The following is a 19,373-nucleotide window of genomic DNA, read 5'->3' on the forward strand; positions in this document are numbered from 1 at the left end:
CATCGTGTACGGCCTCTTCGGTGTTCCGGGTGGCGACCCCGTCCGCTCAGCGGTCCACGAGCCGGTCGAACTGCGTCGTGGTGTGGCGCAGATGGGCCACGAGCTCGTCGCCGACGGTGGGCTCCGGGGCGTCGGAGGGGACGAAGAGGATCGACACCTGCATGTGCGGCGGCTCGGCGAACCAGCGCTGCTTGCCGCCCCAGACGAACGGCGAGAGGTTCCGGTTCACCGTGGCGAGGCCGGCCCGGGCGACCCCCTTGGCGCGCGGCATGACGCCGTGCAGGGCCTTGGGGGCCTCCAGACCCACCCCGTGCGAGGTGCCGCCCGCCACGACCACCAGGAAGCCGTCCGAGGCCGCCTTCTGCTGGCGGTAGCCGAAGCGGTCGCCCTTGGCGACCCGCGTGACGTCCAGGACCGCTCCGCGGTACTCGGTGGCGTCATGGTCCCCGAGCCACAGCCGGGTGCCGATGCGGGCGCGGAACCGGGTCTGCGGGAACTGCTGCTGCAACCGGATCAGCTCGTCGGCCTTGAGGTGGCTGACGAACATGGTGTGCAGCGGCAGCCGGGCCGCGCGCAGCCGGTCCATCCAGCCGATGACCTCCTCGACGGCGTCGGAGCCGTCGGTGCGGTCCAGCGGCAGATGGATGGCGAAACCCTCCAGCCGGACGTTCTCGATCGCGGAGTGCAGCTGCGGCAGGTCCTGCTCGCTGATGCCGTGCCGCTTCATCGAGGACATCACCTCGATGACCACCCGTGCGCCCACGAGGCCGTACACCCCGTCCACCGACGACACCGAGCGCACCACCCGGTCGGGCAGCGGAACGGGCTCCTCGCCGCGCCGATACGGCGTCAGCACCAGCAGGTCGCCGCTGAAGAAGTCCTTGATGCGCGCGGCCTCGTACGTCGTGCCGACGGCGAGGATGTCCGACCCCAGCCGGGTCGCCTCCTCCGCCAGCCGCTCGTGCCCGAAGCCGTAGCCGTTGCCCTTGCAGACCGGGACGAGCCCCGGGAACTGCTCCTGCACGTGCTTGTGGTGCGCCCGCCAGCGCGCGGTGTCGACGTAGAGCGTGAGCGCCATGGCCGGACCTGGGACCTTTCTGGTGGCCGGGAAGGGGTGGGGTGTGACGTCAGCGGCGCGACATGTAGATGTCGAGCGCCTTGTGGAGCAGCTTGTTCAGCGGGAAGTCCCACTCGCCGAGGTACTCGGCCGCCTGGCCGCCCGTGCCGACCTTGAACTGGATCAGGCCGAAGAGGTGGTCGGTCTCGTCCAGCGAGTCGGAGATGCCCCGCAGGTCGTAGACGGTGGCGCCGAGCGCGTAGGCGTCGCGCAGCATCCGCCACTGCATGGCGTTGGACGGGCGGAACTCACGGCCGATGTTGTCGGAGGCGCCGTAGGAGTACCAGACGTGGCCGCCGACGATCAGCATCGTCGCCGCCGAGAGGTTCACCCCCTCGTGACGGGCGAAGTACAGCCGCATGCGGTTGGGGTCCTCGCTGTTGAGGGCCGTCCACATGCGCTGGAAGTACGACAGCGGGCGGGGCCGGAAGTGGTCGCGCACCGCCGTGATCTCGTACAGCCGCTGCCACTCCTCGAGGTCGTGGTAGCCGCCCTGGACGACCTCGACCCCGGCCTTCTCGGCCTTCTTGATGTTGCGGCGCCACAGCTGGTTGAAGTTCTTGTGGACCTCTTCGAGGGAGCGGTTCGCCAGCGGCACCTGGTAGACGTAGCGCGGCTGGACGTCACCGAAGCCGGCGCCGCCGTCCTCGCCCTGCTGCCAGCCCATCCGGCGCAGCTTGTCGGCCACCTCGAAGGCGCGCGGCTCGATGAAGTCCGCCTCGATGTCGCGCAGCCGCTTCACGTCCGGGTTCTGGATGCCCGCCTTGATGGACGTGGCCTCCCAGCGCCGGATGATCACCGGCGGGCCCATCTTCACCGAGAACGCGCCCTGCTGCTTGAGGTGCGCGAGCATCGGCTCCAGCCACTCGGTCAGGTTCGGCGCGTACCAGTTGATGACCGGGCCCTCGGGCAGATAGGCGAGGTAGCGCTTGATCTTGGGCAGCTGGCGGTAGAGGACCAGACCTGCGCCGACCAGTTCACCGGTCCGCTCGTCGAACCAGCCGAGGTTCTCCGACCGCCACTCCGCCTTGACGTCGGCCCAGGCCGGCACCTGCATGTGGCTCGCCGACGGCAGGCTCTGGATGTATGCCAGATGCTGCTCGCGGCTGATCGTCCTCAGGGTCAGGCTCATTCGGGGCGCTCCTCGGGCTGGTGTGTCCCCATGGGTACAGGGGCTCCGGCTCTCGCCGAAGCCTACTGCGCCGTGCGCGGGCCCCGACTGGGCGTACGGCACCTTCGCCCCGGCCAGTTGGGGGGCCGGGGCGTTACGTCAGGGTTCGTAGGCGTCCTACGAGTCCCGCGGCGCGGACGGTGTGCGTGGTGCGGTGGTGCGCCGGCCGGACCGGGTCAGGTCACCACAGGCTGCCGAAGAGGCCGCCGTGCGCCATACCGAGGAAGAAGCCGACGCCGGAGGCGCCGAGACCCAGGATCAGACCGAAGCGCTGGCGGGTGGTCTCTGAGATCCACTGGCCGTACGCGCCGGTCAGGATCCCCACCAGACCGGTCCATGAGCTGAGCAGATGGAGGTTGTCGAACTGCGCGGTGATGAAGGACACGACTCCCAGGACCAGGGTGACCGCCATGAGGGTGTCCTGGACGGGATGGGGCTTTCCATCGGTGGCGAAGAGAGATCCGACTCCGGTGTTGGGTCGCAATGCCTGTGCCATGGGGCACCTCCTGCGGAAGACGGCGCACTGTAGCGCCATACACACCCGATGTGTACAGATTGGCTGCCCTCGCGGCCGGATTTCAACCGGAAGCAGGTGTGCGGGTAGTCTGTACCCTCTGCACCGGTGTCTGCCCAGGCACAGCCAGGGACTCCGCCCAGATCAGAGCGGGGACGTCGGCATCCGACCCCCGATTGTCAGTGGCGGCCGATACCGTTGCGTACGCATCACAACCCTCCTGCCACGGAACGACCGTGGCCGCTGAGTCCAAAGGAGGTGGGTTCCACATGCGTCACTACGAGGTGATGGTCATCCTCGACCCCGATCTGGAGGAGCGCGCTGTCGCCCCCCTGATCGAGAACTTCCTCTCCGTCGTCCGTGAGGGCAACGGCAAGGTCGAGAAGGTCGACACCTGGGGCCGTCGTCGTCTCTCGTACGAGATCAAGAAGAAGCCCGAGGGCATCTACTCGGTCATCGACCTGCAGGCCGAGCCTGCGGTCGTCAAGGAGCTCGACCGCCAGCTCAACCTGAACGAGTCGGTCCTCCGGACCAAGGTCCTCCGCCCCGAGACCCACTGAGCTCTCCCGCTCAGCCGATCTCGGGATTCTGAGTAGCAGCACAAGCAGCCAGCAGCAGCAAACCCGCCGAGAGGTTCCCCCATGGCAGGCGAGACCGTCATCACGGTCGTCGGCAACCTTGTCGATGACCCCGAGCTGCGCTTCACCCCCTCGGGTGCGGCGGTCGCGAAGTTCCGTGTCGCGTCCACCCCCCGCACCTTCGACCGTCAGACGAACGAGTGGAAGGACGGCGAGAGCCTGTTCCTGACCTGCTCGGTCTGGCGCCAGGCGGCGGAGAACGTCGCCGAGTCGCTCCAGCGAGGCATGCGCGTCGTCGTGCAGGGCCGGCTGAAGCAGCGGTCCTACGAGGACCGTGAGGGTGTCAAGCGCACGGTCTTCGAGCTGGACGTCGAGGAAGTCGGCCCCAGCCTGCGCAACGCCACGGCCAAGGTCACCAAGACCAGTGGTGGTGGCGGCGGACGCGGTGGCCAGGGCGCTTACGGCGGCGGTGGCGGCCAGGGTGGCGGCGGCTGGGGCGGCGGCCCCGGCGGCGGTCAGCAGGGCGGCGCACCGGCCGACGACCCGTGGGCGACCGGCGCTCCCGCCGGTGGCAACCAGGGCGGCGGCGGTGGCTGGGGTGGAAACTCCGGCGGCAGCGGCAGCGGCGGCGGCTACTCGGACGAGCCCCCCTTCTAGGGCTCGCATCCCCACTTCTTGATCACACAGGAGAAACACCATGGCGAAGCCGCCTGTGCGCAAGCCTAAGAAGAAGGTCTGCGCTTTCTGCAAGGACAAGGTCACGTACGTGGACTACAAGGACACGAACATGCTGCGGAAGTTCATTTCCGACCGCGGCAAGATCCGTGCCCGCCGCGTGACCGGCAACTGCACGCAGCACCAGCGTGACGTCGCCACGGCCGTCAAGAACAGCCGTGAGATGGCGCTGCTGCCCTACACGTCCACCGCGCGCTAAGGGAAGGGTGACCGACACATGAAGATCATCCTCACCCACGAGGTCTCCGGCCTCGGTGCCGCCGGCGAGGTCGTCGACGTCAAGGACGGGTACGCCCGTAACTACCTGATCCCGCGGAAGTTCGCGATCCGCTGGACCAAGGGTGGCGAGAAGGACGTCGAGCAGATCCGTCGTGCTCGCAAGATCCACGAGATCCAGACCATCGAGCAGGCCAACCAGGTGAAGGCCCAGCTCGAGGGCGTCAAGGTCCGCCTGGCCGTCCGCTCGGGCGACGCCGGCCGTCTCTTCGGTTCCGTCACCCCGGCCGACATCGCCTCGGCGATCAAGGCTGCCGGTGGCCCCGAGGTCGACAAGCGCCGCATCGAGCTCGGCACGCCGATCAAGACCCTGGGCGCCCACGAGACGTCCGTGCGTCTGCACCCCGAGGTTGCCGCCAAGGTCAACATCGAGGTCGTCGCGGCCTGATCGCGCGTCCGGCGTGAACAGCTGAGAACGTGAACAGCTGAGAAGGGGCCGCACCCAGTAGGGTGCGGCCCCTTCGTCATGCCTCACGTTTTACGTCTCCGGTCTCCCGTCTTCGGTCTCCCGTTTCACGTGAAACGGTCAGCGGGTGGCGCCTGTGACGATCCAACGGCCGGAGCGGGCCCGCAGCCACAGCGTCAGCATCCGGACCGTCATCATCAGCGCCATCGCCCCCCAGAGCGCGGTGAGGCCGCCCCCGACGACCGGAACGATCAGAGCGACGGGGGTGAAGACCGCGAGGGTGGCCACCATCGCCCAGGCCAGATACGGCCCGTCCCCCGCGCCCATCAGGACGCCGTCCAGGACGAAGACGATGCCGCTGACCGGCTGGGACAACGCCACCACGAGCAGTGCGGGCAGCGCGGCGTCCTTCACCCCGGAGTCACTGGTGAACAGCGGCAGGAAGACAGGCCGGGCCAGGATGACCAGCAGCCCGAGCAGTAGCCCGACGGCGATGCCCCACTGCACCATGCGGCGGCAGGCCTCCCGGGCGCCCCGGGCGTCGCCCGCACCGAGAAAGCGGCCGATGATGGCCTGACCGGCGATCGCGATGGCGTCCAGGGCGAAGGCGAGCAGGCTCCACAGGGACAGGGCGATCTGGTGCGCCGCGATCTCCGCATCGCCCAGACGGGCCGCCACGGCGGTGGCGATCATCAGGATCGCCCGCAGCGAGAGCGTACGGACCAGCAGCGGGACGCCGGCCTGGGCGGACGCCCTGATGCCGCCGGTGTCGGGCCGGAGCGAGGCGCCGTGGCGGCGGGCTCCCCGGATCACCACCGCCAGATAGGCGGCGGCCATGCCGCACTGGGCGATGACCGTCCCCCACGCGGAACCCGCGATCCCGAGTCCGGCGCCGTAGACCAGGCCGGCGTTGAGGGCGGCATTGGCGACGAAGCCGGCGACCGCCACATAAAGAGGTGTCTTCGTGTCCTGGAGCCCGCGCAGCACTCCGGTCGCGGCCAGCACGACGAGCATGGCCGGTATGCCGGCCACCGAGATCCGCAGATAGGTGGTCGCGTACGGGGCTGCGGTGTCCGAGGCCCCGAAGAGTTCCACGAGCGCCGGGGCGGCGGGCAGGACCGCGGCGACCACGGCGGCGCCGAGCAGCAGCGCCAGCCAGATGCCGTCCATGCCCTGCCGGATGGCCGAGGTGAGGTCACCGGCCCCCACGCGGCGGGCGACCGCGGCCGTGGTGGCGTAGGCGAGGAAGACGAAGACGCTGACGGCCGTGGTCAGGAGCGCGGAGGCGATGCCCAGCCCGGCGAGCTGGGCGGTGCCGAGGTGACCGACGATGGCGCTGTCGGCCAGGACGAAGAGGGGCTCGGCGACGAGCGCGCCGAAGGCCGGGACGGCCAGCGCGACGATCTCCCGGTCGTGCTGTCGCCGTATGGCCCTGGGGGGCGCGGGAGCCTGTGTCATGAGCATCAATCTAATCGTCCACAGGTAAGAGATGCAATGGCGAAGTGACCCTTACTTTTCGTTGCGTTGCGTGTCGTTTGGCCCCTGGCTCGCGGCGATCTTGCGCTGACCGGGAAAGTTTTTCTTCTGCACAGCCGGTGGATCGGAAAAGTGCAGGTCAATGGCTGTGAGCAGGAAAAGAAGAGGGCTTGTTCACAGGGCTGTCCACCGGGTCGTGCACAGGTTTTGCGGAGTTGTCCACAGCATCCGGGCCGTCGTCCACATGGCCTGTGGATAACCAGATTGGCTGACGGTGCCCGCGGGCCTACCGTGGTCCGGCGCCCGCTCCGTCCACCGGCCGTTGGAACCGTCACAAAACCGACGCGCCTGAACCGGAGTTGGGCCTCTCAATTGTCAGTGCCGTGCCGTAGAACTGAGGTCACGGCGAGGTCCGCTCGGCGGACGGGAGGAGGTGGCTCGGTGAGCATTTCCGAGCCCTTGGACGACCCGTGGGCCGACAGCGGACCCAGCGATCGTCTGCCTCCCGCCCGCCGCCGCGGGGACGGTGGCCGAGGCCGTGACGAACAGCACGAGCGGGGCCGGGACAGCGGTGAGTGGGAGGGCGGCTCCACCTTCGAGCGCGTCCCGCCGCAGGACCTCGACGCCGAGCAGTCCGTCCTCGGCGGCATGCTCCTGTCCAAGGACGCCATCGCCGACGTCGTCGAGGTCCTCAAGGGCCACGACTTCTACAAGCCCGCCCATGAGACGATCTACCAGGCGATCCTCGACGTCTACGCCAAGGGCGAGCCGGCTGACCCCATCACGATCGCCGCCGAACTGACCAAGCGCGGCGAGATCAACAAGGTCGGCGGCGCATCGTATCTGCACACGCTCGTGCAGACAGTGCCGACGGCGGCCAACGCCGAGTACTACGCCGAGATCGTGCACGAGCGGGCGGTCCTGCGCCGCCTGGTGGAGGCCGGCACCCGCATCACCCAGATGGGATACGCGGGCGACGACGACGTCGACGAGATCGTCAACCGCGCCCAGGCCGAGATCTACGCCGTCACCGAGCAGCGCACCAGCGAGGACTACCTCCCGCTCGGCGACATCATGGAGGGCGCCCTCGACGAGATCGAGGCGATCGGCTCGCGCAGCGGCGAGATGACCGGTGTCCCCACCGGGTTCACCGACCTCGACTCGCTCACCAACGGTCTGCACCCGGGCCAGATGATCGTCATCGCCGCCCGTCCCGCGATGGGCAAGTCGACGCTGGCGCTGGACTTCGCGCGCGCCGCGTCGATCAAGAACAACCTGCCCAGCGTCATCTTCTCCCTCGAAATGGGCCGCAACGAGATCGCGATGCGTCTGCTGTCCGCCGAGGCCCGGGTCGCCCTGCACCACATGCGCTCCGGCACGATGACGGACGACGACTGGACCCGGCTGGCCCGCCGGATGCCCGAGGTGTCGTCCGCGCCGCTGTTCATCGACGACTCGCCGAACCTGTCGATGATGGAGATCCGCGCGAAGTGCCGCCGGCTCAAGCAGCGCAACGACATCCGGCTCGTCATCATCGACTACCTCCAGCTGATGCAGTCGGGCGGCAAGCGCTCCGAGAGCCGTCAGCAGGAGGTCTCCGACATGTCCCGTAACCTCAAGCTCCTGGCGAAGGAGCTGGAGGTCCCGGTGATCGCGCTCTCCCAGCTCAACCGTGGCCCCGAGCAGCGCACGGACAAGAAGCCCATGGTCTCCGACCTGCGTGAGTCCGGATCCATCGAGCAGGACGCCGACATGGTGATCCTGCTGCACCGCGAGGACGCCTACGAGAAGGAGTCCCCGCGGGCCGGCGAGGCGGACATCATCGTGGGCAAGCACCGAAACGGCCCGACGGCCACCATCACCGTGGCCTTCCAGGGCCACTACTCCCGCTTCGTGGACATGGCACAGACCTGATCACGCGCCCGGTGAAATGAACTCGACGCCGACGGCGCGGGCGGGTGGACTGGCCCCATGACCACACCTCAGGAAGAGCTGCTTCCCGCCACCCGGCGTGCGCTGCTGCACCGGATCGCCGTCGCCCAGGCCGACGGGCGTGCCCCGTCGCTCGTCGCCGCGGTCGTCCGGGACGGGCGGGCCGTCTGGCACGGGGCGCGGACCTCGGTCGACGGGCACGCTCCGGACGAGAACGTGCAGTACCGGATCGGCTCGATCACCAAGACCTTCACCGCCGTTCTCGTGCTGCGGCTGCGCGACGAGGGAGCGCTCGACCTGGGGGACCCGCTGGAGCGGCATCTGCCGGGCACGGGGGCGGGGGAGCTGACCGTCGCCCAACTGCTCGCCCACACGGGCGGGCTGGCGGCCGAGACGCCCGGACCGTGGTGGGAGCGCACACCGGGGTCGCTGCGGCCGCGGCTCGCCGACGTCCTGGGCGAGGGGAAGCCCACCCTGCATCCGGCGGGCCGCCGCCACCACTATTCGAACCCCGGCTACGCCGTGCTGGGCGCACTGGTGGAGAAGGTGCGCGGAGCGGCCTGGGAGGACGTACTCCGGCGTGAAGTGCTCGAACCCCTGGGTCTCAACCGTACGAGTGTCCGACCGCAGGCCCCTGCCGCGGGCGGCTGGGCGGTGCACCCCTGGGCCGACGCGATGCAGCCCGAACCCCTTGAGGAGTACGGCCCGATGGCCCCGGCCGGCCAGTTGTGGTCCACCACCGGGGACCTCGCGCGGTTCGCCGCTTTCCTGATGCGGGGCGACGACCGGGTGCTCAGCGAGAGGACCCTGCGGGAGATGGGGACGCCCGCGGCACCGGCCGAGGTCGCCGATCTCACCGAGGGGGCCACCTACGGGCTGGGGATGCAGATCCAGCACCGGGACGGACGGGTGCTCGTCGGCCACTCCGGCTCGGTCCCGGGTTTCCTGGCCAATCTCACCGTCGCGGTGGCGGACGACGTCGCGGCCGTGGTCCTCGCCAACTGCACCTCCGGCCCGCTGCTGGGACAGGTGGGGGCCGATCTCGTCCGGCTCGTGGCGGAGGCCGAACCGCGCATCCCGCAGCCGTGGCGGCCCTTGCGGGAGGTCGACAAGTCGGTGCTGGAGCTGGCGGGCCAGTGGTACTGGGGGACCGGTCCCCAGGTCCTGCGCGTCACGGCCGACGGGCTGGTCTCCCTGGGGCCGCTGTCCGGCGGTGGGCGCCGCTCACGGTTCCGGGCCAACGGGGACGGCACCTGGACGGGCCTGGAGGGCTACTTCGCCGGAGAGCTTATGCGGGCCGTACGGCGGCCGGACGGGACCGTGGACCATCTGGACCTCGGGTCGTTCGTGCTCACCCGCCAGCCGTACGACAAGGACAGTGACGTGCCCGGTGGGGTGGACCCGGAGGGGTGGCGGGGCATCGGCTGACCGGTCTCGGGGAGAACGGCGGCAGGTCTGAGGGGCTGTGTTTCACGTGAAACACAGCCCCCTCAGAATTCTTCAGAGAGGCAGCTTGAAGCCCACGTGCGAGGCCACGAAGCCGAGCCGTTCGTAGAAGCGGTGGGCGTCGGTGCGGGTGACGTCCGAGGTGAGCTGCACCAACTGGCAGTTCTCCCGGCGGGATTCCTCGATCGCCCACTCGATGAACCGCGTTCCCAGACCGCTGCCGCGTTCGTCGGTGTGCACGCGCACGCCCTCGATGACCGATCGAGTCGCGCCGCGACGGGACAGGCCGGGAATGATCGTCAGCTGGAGTGTGCCGACGACGCGTCCCTCGCGTACGGCGACGACCAGTCGCTGGTTCGGATCGGCGGTGAGCCGCTCCAGCGCGCTCCGGTAGGGCGCGAGGTCGTCCGGTGACTCCCGCTGTGCACCCAGCGGATCGTCCGCGAGCAGGGCGACGATCGCGGGGATGTCCTCGGCGACGGCGGTTCGGATGTCGAGATCTCCCATGGCCGCACCCTACGGCTGCGCGGTGGGCGCGCTCTGGGGCGAACCGGGTCGGCACCGCCCTGGCCGCCGGCGCCTTGGTACCGGCCGTCGTCTCGTCCGCCTTGGAACGGCGTGCCGGTGTCCCCGGCAGGGCCGTTGCCGCCGGCACCCCCGCACAGCGGGCGACCGCGCACCCCTGAACCCCGCGAGCGCGCCCGTCACTCCTGCGTCTCAGCCGGCCGCCACGGTCAGCGGTGCGAACCGTCGGTTCCAGTCACCGGGCAGCTCGGCGATGCCATGGGTCATCACCGCGTTGAAGGCGACGGACTCCAGACCCCGGGACTTCACCCACGCCAGCAGGTCCTCGTGGCGTACGTCGATGTCCGTGCGCAGCGGCCGGTCGGTGCGGGCCGCGAGGGAGGCCAGCAGGGCCTTGGCGGTCTCGGTGTCCCGGGCGATCAGCGGACCCACCACATGGGTGGCCATGTTCGGCCAGGCGGCCGCGTATCCGATGACCCGGCCGCCGTCCTCGGCGACCCGCAGCTGGTCGGCGAAGGCCGGCAGCCGTGTGATGAGGTGCGTGCGATCAGCGCCGAACACCTCCTCGTCGAGCCGGAGGACCGCGGGCATGTCCTCGGCCGTGGCCGCGCGGGTGACGACGTCGGACGGCGTGCCCTCCGGGGTGAAACGCCCGCACACCATCTCCGCCCGGCCCGTGGTCTTGAAGCCCAGCTCCTCGTAGAGCGGACGGCCGTTCGGGGTGGCGTGCAGCGTCAGGGGAACCGGGCCCATCACCGCGACGATGTGCCGCATCAGCCGACGGCCGACACCCTGCCGGGCGTGTCGCTCGGCGACCAGCACCATGCCGACGGCTCCGAGCGTGGGACGGCTGGGGGAGCCGTACTCGGTGACGACGGAGGCGGCGACGAGGCCTCCAGCGGGGTCGTCGATGCCGTACCCCTTACCGGCGGAGAGGAGGAGGCCCCACTTGCGCTCCTCGCGCGGCCACCCCCGGTCCTCGGACAAGTCGGCGCAGGCCGTGAGGTCGCGGTGTGTCAGACGGCGGATGGGCAGAGCGGCGGGGGAAGGAGTCGGCACGCCGGCCAGGCTGTCCGACGGGCGCCCCTGACGTCCACCTGTTTCCCCCGGGAGGCACGCGCTTTTGGCCACCGCTGTTTCACGTGAAACAGCGGCCGTCCGGCCCGTTAGCCTCGGCGCATGGCGAGACTGCATCTCTTCGACCTCGACGGCACTCTGCTGCACGGCACCTCCGCTCCCCGGGAGATCTCGCGCCAACTCGGCCTGGAGGCCGAGGCGGTGGCGCTGGACCGCGCCGCGGCGGAGGGGCGGATCCAGCCGCCGGAGTACGCGCACCAGGCGCACGCGCTGTGGACGAGTCTCACCGAGGAGCATGTGACGGCGGCGTTCGAGGGCGCTCCGTGGCTGGCGCGCATCCGTGAGGTCTGGGCGGAGATCGGCAGCCGAGGGGAGTACTGCGCCGTCGTGTCGCTCTCCCCGTCATTCTTTGTGGAAAAACTCACGGCCTGGGGCGCCCACGCAGCCCATGGATCACGCTTTCCGGCCCTTCCTTTCACCGAGCCGGTGGATCCGGCGGGAGTTCTCAGCGCCGCGGCGAAGGTGGTGATCGCCGATCGGCTGTGCGCCCAGTTCGGAGTGACGCGGCAGGACTGTGTCGCGTATGGCGACTCGGGCTCCGACAAAGACCTGTTCGCAGCCGTGCCGGTCTCCGTGGCGGTCAACGCGGACCACCGTCTGACGAGCCTCGCGACGCATTCCTACACGGGGAAGGATCTGTGGGATGCCTATGAATTGGTGCGTCCCGCCCGGTAGTTGAGGGAATCGACGGTTCACTCCCCGGCCGTTGTCCAGGGGAGGGAAGGCGGGACTTGTGTGGTCCACCGCGGCCGGTAGGGTCGACTCCGGTTCGCTTTCGGAGTCAGGCGCGCGGGGCGCTGCGCACACGTTCCGGGCGGGCCGGGAACAGGGCAATGCAGCCTGATGGGGCGGAGAGAACCGAAGACCGCATTTCCGGTGTGCGCGTCTGCCGAGTGCGTGCGGAACCGAACGGAAAAGCAAGCCGTCTGCCGGGGAAGCAGGCCCTTCCGAGCCAGGAAGCGCGCAGACCGACCGAAAGATGTTCGAGGCGAGGCAGACCATGGACGCTCCGACCACCAAGTCGGCCGACAACGGCACGTCCGGCGGCGGGGACGGATGGTTCGCGCCCCGCAGACAGCCGGAGCCGACCGCCGGGGATGAGCAGGGGGCGCAGGGCGGCCGCCGCCTGGCCGCACTGCGCCCGGTGGGCCGTGCCACACCCCCGCCCGATCGCGGTTCCCGCCCGACCGACGGCGACTCGCCCGAAGATGCTCCTCCGGTGACAGGAGAACGCGCGGAGACGGACGCGGCGCGGCGGCAGCCGGAAACGGAGTCGCAGAGCCTCTACGGCCCCTCAGGCACCCTTGCGGTGCCGGTGGCGGCCCCGCCGGAGGCCGCAGGCGCCGAAGCCTTCGCACCGCCCCCTGCGGCGCAGGAGCAGCAACCGGGCATACCGGCCGAGGCTCCTCCGCAGCGGGAAGCGGTACGCCCCTCGCCTCCCGCCGATCCCGTGGTCCCCGCCCAGCCTCCCGCCCCCGCCCGGGAGGCCTCCCCGGACGCCGTCCTCATCCGCCGGACCATGGCCGAGGTCGGCCCGGTGGCCGACAAGGTCACCTCGTACTTCTACGCCCTGCTGTTCGTCCGCCACCCCGACCTGCGCCCGCTCTTCCCGCCCGCGATGGACGCCCAGCGCGACCGGCTGCTCAAGGCGCTGCTGACCGCCGCCGAGCACATCGACAACACCCCGGTCCTCGTCGAGTACCTCCAGAACCTCGGCCGTGGCCACCGTAAGTACGGCACCCGGGCCGAGCACTACCCGGCCGTCGGCGAGTGCCTGATCGGCGCGCTCAACAAGTACGCCGACGCCGTCTGGGACGCCGACACCGAAGCCGCCTGGGTCCGGGCGTACACGACGATCTCGCAGGTCATGATCGACGCGGCGGCCGTGGACGAGCTGCGCGCCCCGCCGTGGTGGCAGGCGGAGGTCGTCTCCCACGACCTCAGGACGCCGGAGATCGCCGTACTCACCCTCCGCCCCGACCAGCCCTACCCCTTCCGCGCGGGGCAGTACGCGAGCCTGGAGACACCGTGGTGGCCCAGGATCTGGCGGCACTATTCGTTCGCTTCGGCGCCCCGCTCCGACGGACTGCTGGCCTTCCATGTGAAGGCCGTCCCGGCCGGGTGGGTGTCCAACGCCCTCGTCCACCGTGCCCGGCCCGGTGACGTCGTACGGCTCGGACCGCCGGCCGGCTCGATGACGGTCGACCACACCCGGGACAGCGGTCTGCTCTGCCTGGGCGGCGGTACCGGCATAGCTCCCATCAAGGCACTGGTCGAGGACGTGGCCGAGCACGGTTCCCGCCGTTCGGTCGAGGTGTTCTACGGCGCCCGAAGCAACCACGACCTGTACGACATCGACACGATGCTCAGGCTCCAGCAGGCCCACCCGTGGCTGGAGGTGCACCCGGTGGTCGATAGGGACGGTCTGCTCCAGCTCCCCGACGCCATACGGACCTTCGGGCCCTGGACCGCGTACGACGCCTATGTCTCCGGTCCGCCCGGCATGATCCGCAGCGGAGTGGACGCCCTGCGCGGAGTCGGCTTCCCCGTGGAGCGCATACGCCACGACTCGGTCGAGGAACTCGTCGCCTCCGGCAGCTGACGCCGCGGCCGGCCTACGGGCTCATCCGAGATCCGGCGCGTGCATGGCCCGTACGCCCTCGATGTTGCCGTCGAGGTAGTGGCGCAGCGACAGCGGCACGAGATGGACGGACGCGATGCCCACCCGGGTGAACGGCACCCAGACGATCTCGTACTCCCCGGAGGGCTCGTCGATCTCGGGGCCGTGCCGCAGGGAGGGGTCCATGGACTCCAGACGGCAGACGAAGAAGTGCTGCACCTTGACGCCGGTCGCGCCGCCGTCCTCGCCGATGTGCTCGACGGTGTCGACGAAGCAGGGGACCACATCGGTGATCTTCGCGCCGAGTTCCTCGTGGACCTCGCGGTGCAGGGCGTCGACGACGGTCGCGTCATCCGGTTCGACGCCGCCGCCGGGCGTGACCCAGTACGGGTCCACACCGGGCTTGGTGCGCTTGATCAGGATGAGGTCGTCGCCGTCGAGCAGAACGGCGCGGGCGGTGCGCTTGACCACAGGTCGGACGGTCATGGGAGAAATGTGGCCCCGCATGTTCCACGTGAAACATCGCGAAACGTCACCGGGGGAGCGCATCCCGTGACGGCTCCGGGCACTCCACCCCGAGCCCGCTCAGCACCACGCGAAAGCCGCCCTCAGCAGCCGTTCATGGGCGCGTGCGACAGGGGGCAGCGCCAGGGTGCCGGTCCGCAGCGCCAGGACGTACGTGCGCAGCGGCGGCACCGCCGGCTCGTGCGGGGCGACGACCTCCCCGCGCTCCAGGGCGCCCGAGCACGGCGCGCAGATCGGGCACGATGACGGTGCCGGAGGCGGCGGGGGTGGAGTCGAAGACGGAGGCCCAGTAGCGGGAGACGAGCGGAAGCGACTCGTGCACCTCGACGACCGGGAGATTCGCCTTGTGGGCGCGGTTCTTCGCCCGCGGAACCGGGGACGGCCCGAGCCACCAGGGGGGAGGCTCGGACCGTCCGTCGCAGGGAGGGGACACCCCGGGGGCGTCCGCATCCCGGTCATGGCGCCGTCTCACCCACCGACTCCCCCAAGGCGCGCAGCACGTCGGCCACCAGGTCCTCGGGATCCTCGGCGCCGACCGACAGCCGCACGAAGCCCTCCGGCACCGCGTCACCGCCCCAGCGTCCCCGCCGCTCGGCGGTGGAGCGAACCCCGCCGAAGCTGGTCGCGTCGTCCACGAGCCGCAGCGCCTCGAGGAAACGCTCGGCATGCGCACGCGTGGGCAGCGTGAACGACACCACGCACCCGAACCGCCGCATCTGCCGGGCGGCCACCTCGTGGGCCGGGTCGTCACGCAGGCCGGGATAGCGCAGCCCGGTCACCTCCGGCCTGCCCCGCAGCGCCTCGGCGACGGCCAGGGCACTCGCGGCCTGCCGGTCGACGCGCAGCTGGAGCGTGGCGATCGAGCGGTGTGCCAGCCAGGCCTCCATCGGCCCGGGGATCGCCCCGACGATCTTCCGCCAGCGACGTACGGCGGTCATCGCCTCGCCGGCCCGCCCGCTGACGTATCCGAGGAGGATGTCGCCGTGCCCCGTGAGCTGCTTGGTGCCGCTGGCCACTGAGAAGTCGGCGCCGAGCTCCAGCGGGCGCTGTCCCAGCGGAGTCGCGAGCGTGTTGTCGACGGCCACGAGGGCGTCACGCGCGTGTGCCGCCTCGACGAGCCTCCGGATGTCGCAGACGTCGAGGCCGGGGTTGGACGGCGACTCGATCCACAGCAGCCGGGCGCCGTCGAGGGCGTCGAGCTGGGCGTCGCCACCGGTCGGGGCGGTCCGTACCCCGATGCCGTACGCCTCCAACTGGGCGCTCACCAGGGGCAGCGCCTGGTAGCCGTCGCTGGGCAGGACGACCGTGTCGCCGGCGCGCAGCTGGGAGAAGAGCAGCGCCGAGATCGCGGCCATCCCGGAGGCGAAGGCGAGCGTCTCGACGTCGTCGTGCCCCGGTGCCTCCAGTTCGCCGATCGCGCGCTCCAGCCGGGTCCAGGTGGGGTTCTCGTCGCGGCCGTAGGTGTACGGCCCCGTCGGTTCCCCCGGCAGGTGGTAGTGCGCGGCGAACACCGGCCCCGGCAGGGTCGGTTCGTACTTCACCGGCTCGGGCAGCCCGGCCCGTACCGCGCGGGTGCCCTCCCCCGCGTCACCGGGGACCCCTCCGGGGGTGGCCGAGTCGCTCATGTCCGCCGTCCTTCCAGATCCTCGCGTACGGCGGCCAACAGGCCGTCGGCCGCCGCCTCCACCATCCGGAGGCACTCCTCGAAGCCGTCCGGGCCGCCGTAGTAGGGGTCGGGCACGTCGAGGGCGCCGTCGGCCGCGGGGTCGTAGGCCCGCAGCAGGCGCACCTTCGCGGCGTCCTGCGCGGTGGGCGCCAGGCGGCGCAGGGTCTTGAGGTGTCCGGCGTCCAGGGCGATCACGAGGTCGACGCGGCCGAACCAGGACGGCCGGAACATGCGGGCCGTGTGATCGAGGGCGTAGCCGTGCTCCTCCAGGACGGAGAGGGTGCGCGGGTCGGCGCCCTCGCCCTCGTGCCAGTCGCCCGTGCCGGCGCTGTCGACCTCGACCACATCGTCGAGACCGGCTTCCGCCACGCGCGTGCGGAAGACCGACTCGGCCATCGGCGAGCGGCAGATGTTGCCGGTGCAGACGAAACAGACGCGGTAGGTCATCGCGTGTTCAGTCCCCGTCCGGCAGGACGACGTTGAGCGCCCAGGAGACGACGGAGACGATCAGGCCGCCGCCGACCGCGGTCCAGAAGCCGTCCACGTGGAAGCTCAGGTCGAACACGCCGGCCAGCCAGGAGGTCAGCATCAGCATCAGCGCGTTGACGATGAGGGTGATCAGACCGAGGGTCAGGATGAACAGCGGGAAGGTCAGCACCTTCACGATCGGCTTGACCAGGAAGTTCACCAGGCCGAAGAGCAGGGCGACGCCCAGCAGGGTGACGATCTCCTTGCCCTTGTTGTCACCGGACAGGGTTATGCCGGACAGCGCCCAGACGGCGACCGCCAGGGCACCCGCGTTGGCGATCGTCTTGACTACGAAATTCTTCATGTGTCTGATCGTGGCAGAGAGATCGGCAACGGGCACCGGGCGAGGGCGGACGAACACGATGAAGGCATTCCGGTTGGACGAACTGGAGGCGGAGCGCGCCTCCAACGACGGCGCCTACCTGCAGTTCCTGCGGGAGCGGAACATGTCCGTCGGGCTGTACGCGCTCGACGCGGGGGCACACGACCCGCAGAACCCACACCACCAGGACGAGGTGTACTTCGTCGTCAGCGGACGGGCCTCGATCACCGTGGGCCTGGAGACCACCGAGGTCGCGCGCGGCAGCGTGGTGTACGTCCCGGCCGGGGTCGCCCACAAGTTCCACCACATCAGCGAGGACCTACGGGTGCTGGTGGTGTTCTCTCCGCCCGAGGCCTGATCCGGATCTCCGGGTTCCCTAGGGGATCGATCAGGGGAGGACAAGGGGCGCCGGGCCCCCGCCGGCCCCCCTCGCGGACCTAGCATCGACGGCAGGACACCGGAAGCATCCGGACTCACAGGAGTTCGGGCCGGACCGCGACGAGGACAAGGACGAGGGCGATGCGAGAGATCTTCGCGGGACTGCCGTGGTGGGTGAAGTGGGTGGCGGTGCCGGTCATCGCCCTGGTCGTCTTCGGCGGCCTGATAGCCAGCGTGGTGGGCTTCCTGGTGTGGCTCCTGTTCAAGGTGCTGATCTTCGTGGCCCTGGTCGGCGGACTGGTCTACGTCGTGCGGAAGTTCATGGCGGGTTCCGCCTCGCGCGGCGACTGGTAGGCGGGACGGGAGACCGCCGAGCGGTAACAGGATTCACCTGTTCCCTCGGCCGGGGGAAGTTTCGGGCGGGGCCGGTTCCCGGGCGGTGGCGGGCGGTTAAAGTCCCAAACTCGACGGGGGCAAGACCCCCGCGAGCGGCGTACACCCCCCTCCCGTGTCTCCCCGCACGGGCCGCCCCCTCGCGCTTCGGGAGTGACCCCTTGGCCCTGGTCGACACCGCCTCCCCGGAACCCCACGCACCCCCCGCCCCGCGTGCTCCCACGCCCCGGCTCCAGCGCCCCCCGGGCACGGGACTCCCCGAGCAGCCGCGTCCGACGACGACGCAGCCGAACTCCGCCGTGACGCTGATCGGCTCCGTGCAGCGCGCGATGCGCCTGCTGGAGTCCGTGGCCGAGCACCAGTGCGGCGCTCCGGCCAAGCAGCTGGCCCGGGAGACCGGACTCGCGCTCCCCACGGCCTACCACCTGCTGCGCACCCTCGTGTACGAGGGCTATCTGCGCCGGGACAAGGGCCTGTTCTTCCTCGGCGAGGCGGCGGAGCGGCTGGCCGGCAGTGGAGCCGCGCAGAAACGTCGCAGCACGGTCGCCGACACTCTCGCTCAGTGGCGTGATTCGATCGGTGTCCCCGTGTACTACGCCCGGTACCGCGACGGTGAGATCGAGATCATGTGTGTCTCCGACACCCCGGGCAATCCCGCGGTGCAGGAGTGGGCCGACTTCCGTGAGACCGCGCACGCGCACGCCATCGGCCAGTGCCTGCTGTCCCAGATGGATGAGAACGCCCGCCGTGATCACCTGGACCGCCACCCCGTGCAGTCGATCACCCCGTACACGGTGCGTGACGACCACACCCTGCTGCGACGCCTGGAGCGAACCCCACGCATGGAACCGGTCGTGGAGAGGCAGGAATACGCGTTGGGCACCGTGTGCGCCGCGGTCCCGATCACCGTGGGCGCCACGGCGGCCACGATGGCCATCTCGCTGCCCTCCCGGCAGGCCGACCGGCTGCTCCCGGCGGCACGGCAGTTGCAGAGCGAGATCGGGAGCAAATTGGGGTCAATCGCGATCTCTATCAGTATGTGAAAACTCACTCCTTGTGATCTGTTGTGCACGTTCAGCAAGATGCGGTGCAGTGTCAGGGGTTGATTACCGGCCATTCGACGGCAAATGACGGGGTAACGCGATGCGCGAGTCCGTACAGGCAGTTCAGGCAGAAGTCATGATGAGCTTCCTCGTGTCCGAGGAGCTCTCGTTCCGCATCCCGGTGGAGCTGGGCTATGAGTCGCGCGATCCCTATGCCGTACGGCTCACCTTCCACCTTCCCGGTGACGCCCCGGTGACCTGGGCGTTCGGGCGCGAGCTGCTCATCGACGGGGTGGGCAGGCCGTGCGGGGAGGGGGACGTCCGGGTCTCGCCGGTGGACCCCGATGCGTTCGGCGAGGTCCTGATCCGGCTTCAGGTGGGCGGTGACCAGGCGTTGTTCCGGTCCTCGGCGGCGCCTCTGGTGGCCTTCCTGGACCGCACCGACAAGCTGGTCCCGCTGGGGCAGGAAGGGGCGCTCGCCGACTTCGACGCCCACCTCGACGAGGCGCTGGACCGGATCCTCGCGGAGGAGCAGAGCGCCGGCTGACCCTCCGACAGCCGGCGCAGGCGTAACGCTTCGCCAGG

22 protein-coding genes and 1 pseudogene are annotated in these 19,373 nt (G+C 70.2%); 12 read left to right on the forward strand and 11 right to left on the reverse strand.

Translation table 11 applies throughout. From position 1 onward, the window contains the following. Positions 1 to 46: 46 nt before the first annotated feature. From U5640_RS23195 to U5640_RS23205, 3 genes are all read right to left on the reverse strand, one after another. Positions 47 to 1,078 (reverse strand): alanine racemase, encoded by a 1,032-nt coding sequence (locus U5640_RS23195; RefSeq protein ID WP_340377687.1) that lies wholly within the window; start codon positions 1,076 to 1,078, stop codon positions 47 to 49. Positions 1,079 to 1,127: 49 nt separating this feature from the next. Continuing rightward, on the reverse strand, positions 1,128 to 2,249 hold the full coding sequence (gene femX / locus U5640_RS23200) for a peptidoglycan bridge formation glycyltransferase FemX (protein WP_340377688.1): 1,122 nt from the start codon (positions 2,247 to 2,249) through the stop codon (positions 1,128 to 1,130). A gap of 220 nt (positions 2,250 to 2,469) precedes the next feature. After that, the gene (locus tag U5640_RS23205) at positions 2,470 to 2,784 is read right to left on the reverse strand and encodes a hypothetical protein (RefSeq protein WP_340377689.1); all 315 of its coding nucleotides are present in this window, start codon (positions 2,782 to 2,784) and stop codon (positions 2,470 to 2,472) included. 287 nt (positions 2,785 to 3,071) lie between these two features. Between U5640_RS23205 and rpsF the strand changes: the two genes are divergently transcribed. The 4 genes from rpsF (at position 3,072) to rplI (ending at position 4,779) form a co-directional block, all read left to right on the forward strand. Further along, on the forward strand, positions 3,072 to 3,362 hold the full coding sequence (gene rpsF, locus U5640_RS23210; protein ID WP_007383258.1) for a 30S ribosomal protein S6: 291 nt from the start codon (positions 3,072 to 3,074) through the stop codon (positions 3,360 to 3,362). Between the two features lie 81 nt (positions 3,363 to 3,443). Further along, positions 3,444 to 4,037: a single-stranded DNA-binding protein gene (locus U5640_RS23215; protein WP_340377690.1), complete on the forward strand. Its 594-nt coding sequence runs from the start codon at positions 3,444 to 3,446 to the stop codon at positions 4,035 to 4,037. Positions 4,038 to 4,077: 40 nt separating this feature from the next. Next, positions 4,078 to 4,314, forward strand: a complete 237-nt coding sequence (rpsR, locus tag U5640_RS23220) for a 30S ribosomal protein S18 (protein ID WP_003949403.1) — start codon at positions 4,078 to 4,080, stop codon at positions 4,312 to 4,314. 18 nt (positions 4,315 to 4,332) lie between these two features. After that, entirely contained in the window at positions 4,333 to 4,779 is a 447-nt protein-coding gene (gene rplI / locus U5640_RS23225; protein WP_055633673.1) for a 50S ribosomal protein L9, read from the forward strand. Between the two features lie 138 nt (positions 4,780 to 4,917). Here rplI and U5640_RS23230 read toward each other — a convergent pair whose 3' ends face one another. Further along, the gene (locus U5640_RS23230) at positions 4,918 to 6,255 is read right to left on the reverse strand and encodes an MATE family efflux transporter (protein ID WP_340377691.1); all 1,338 of its coding nucleotides are present in this window, start codon (positions 6,253 to 6,255) and stop codon (positions 4,918 to 4,920) included. Between the two features lie 459 nt (positions 6,256 to 6,714). Between U5640_RS23230 and dnaB the strand changes: the two genes are divergently transcribed. After that, positions 6,715 to 8,187 (forward strand): replicative DNA helicase, encoded by a 1,473-nt coding sequence (dnaB, locus tag U5640_RS23235; protein WP_340377692.1) that lies wholly within the window; start codon positions 6,715 to 6,717, stop codon positions 8,185 to 8,187. A gap of 57 nt (positions 8,188 to 8,244) precedes the next feature. Continuing rightward, positions 8,245 to 9,633, forward strand: coding sequence for a serine hydrolase domain-containing protein (locus U5640_RS23240; RefSeq protein WP_340377693.1), 1,389 nt, complete (start codon positions 8,245 to 8,247; stop codon positions 9,631 to 9,633). A gap of 72 nt (positions 9,634 to 9,705) precedes the next feature. On the opposite strand, the gene U5640_RS23245 is transcribed toward U5640_RS23240, so the two are convergent. Together U5640_RS23245 and U5640_RS23250 are read right to left on the reverse strand one after the other, a co-directional pair. Continuing rightward, positions 9,706 to 10,158, reverse strand: coding sequence for a GNAT family N-acetyltransferase (locus U5640_RS23245; protein WP_340377694.1), 453 nt, complete (start codon positions 10,156 to 10,158; stop codon positions 9,706 to 9,708). Between the two features lie 210 nt (positions 10,159 to 10,368). Further along, positions 10,369 to 11,235 carry a GNAT family N-acetyltransferase gene (locus U5640_RS23250; protein WP_340377695.1) on the reverse strand — a complete coding sequence of 289 codons (867 nt, stop codon included), beginning with the start codon at positions 11,233 to 11,235 and terminating at the stop codon, positions 10,369 to 10,371. Between the two features lie 120 nt (positions 11,236 to 11,355). Here U5640_RS23250 and U5640_RS23255 point away from each other — a divergent pair, with 120 nt between their 5' ends. Beyond that, positions 11,356 to 11,988 carry a haloacid dehalogenase-like hydrolase gene (locus U5640_RS23255; RefSeq protein ID WP_340377696.1) on the forward strand — a complete coding sequence of 211 codons (633 nt, stop codon included), beginning with the start codon at positions 11,356 to 11,358 and terminating at the stop codon, positions 11,986 to 11,988. Positions 11,989 to 12,313: 325 nt separating this feature from the next. Continuing rightward, positions 12,314 to 13,915, forward strand: coding sequence for a globin domain-containing protein (locus tag U5640_RS23260; protein ID WP_340377697.1), 1,602 nt, complete (start codon positions 12,314 to 12,316; stop codon positions 13,913 to 13,915). A gap of 21 nt (positions 13,916 to 13,936) precedes the next feature. Here the strand turns inward: U5640_RS23260 and U5640_RS23265 are convergent, their stop codons facing one another. The 5 genes and pseudogenes from U5640_RS23265 to U5640_RS23285 all read right to left on the reverse strand — a co-directional run bounded on the left by U5640_RS23265 (position 13,937) and on the right by U5640_RS23285 (position 16,956). Continuing rightward, positions 13,937 to 14,419 (reverse strand): NUDIX hydrolase, encoded by a 483-nt coding sequence (locus tag U5640_RS23265; RefSeq protein WP_340377698.1) that lies wholly within the window; start codon positions 14,417 to 14,419, stop codon positions 13,937 to 13,939. 99 nt (positions 14,420 to 14,518) lie between these two features. Beyond that, positions 14,519 to 14,798, reverse strand: a pseudogene (locus U5640_RS23270) (LysR family transcriptional regulator); the annotation flags it as partial. Between the two features lie 115 nt (positions 14,799 to 14,913). Next, the gene (locus tag U5640_RS23275) at positions 14,914 to 16,083 is read right to left on the reverse strand and encodes a cystathionine gamma-lyase (RefSeq protein ID WP_340377699.1); all 1,170 of its coding nucleotides are present in this window, start codon (positions 16,081 to 16,083) and stop codon (positions 14,914 to 14,916) included. After that, positions 16,080 to 16,571 carry a low molecular weight protein-tyrosine-phosphatase gene (locus U5640_RS23280; RefSeq protein WP_340377700.1) on the reverse strand — a complete coding sequence of 164 codons (492 nt, stop codon included), beginning with the start codon at positions 16,569 to 16,571 and terminating at the stop codon, positions 16,080 to 16,082. The genes U5640_RS23275 and U5640_RS23280 overlap by 4 nt, the downstream gene beginning before the upstream one ends. Positions 16,572 to 16,578: 7 nt before the next feature. Further along, positions 16,579 to 16,956, reverse strand: a complete 378-nt coding sequence (locus U5640_RS23285) for a phage holin family protein (RefSeq protein ID WP_340377701.1) — start codon at positions 16,954 to 16,956, stop codon at positions 16,579 to 16,581. Positions 16,957 to 17,014: 58 nt separating this feature from the next. On the opposite strand from U5640_RS23285, the gene U5640_RS23290 reads away from it, so the two are divergent. The 4 genes from U5640_RS23290 (at position 17,015) to U5640_RS23305 (ending at position 19,335) form a co-directional block, all read left to right on the forward strand. Further along, positions 17,015 to 17,332: a cupin domain-containing protein gene (locus U5640_RS23290; RefSeq protein WP_340377702.1), complete on the forward strand. Its 318-nt coding sequence runs from the start codon at positions 17,015 to 17,017 to the stop codon at positions 17,330 to 17,332. A gap of 161 nt (positions 17,333 to 17,493) precedes the next feature. Then, complete coding sequence (locus U5640_RS23295) at positions 17,494 to 17,706, forward strand: DUF5326 family protein (protein ID WP_340377703.1); 213 nt, start codon at positions 17,494 to 17,496, stop codon at positions 17,704 to 17,706. Between the two features lie 200 nt (positions 17,707 to 17,906). Beyond that, the gene (locus U5640_RS23300; protein ID WP_340377704.1) at positions 17,907 to 18,788 is read left to right on the forward strand and encodes a helix-turn-helix domain-containing protein; all 882 of its coding nucleotides are present in this window, start codon (positions 17,907 to 17,909) and stop codon (positions 18,786 to 18,788) included. A gap of 100 nt (positions 18,789 to 18,888) precedes the next feature. Further along, positions 18,889 to 19,335: an SsgA family sporulation/cell division regulator gene (locus U5640_RS23305; protein WP_340377705.1), complete on the forward strand. Its 447-nt coding sequence runs from the start codon at positions 18,889 to 18,891 to the stop codon at positions 19,333 to 19,335. The last annotated feature ends 38 nt before the right edge of the window (positions 19,336 to 19,373 follow it).

Origin of the sequence: Streptomyces sp. SS7 (assembly GCF_037993025.1) — a bacterium.
Taxonomy (GTDB): domain Bacteria; phylum Actinomycetota; class Actinomycetes; order Streptomycetales; family Streptomycetaceae; genus Streptomyces.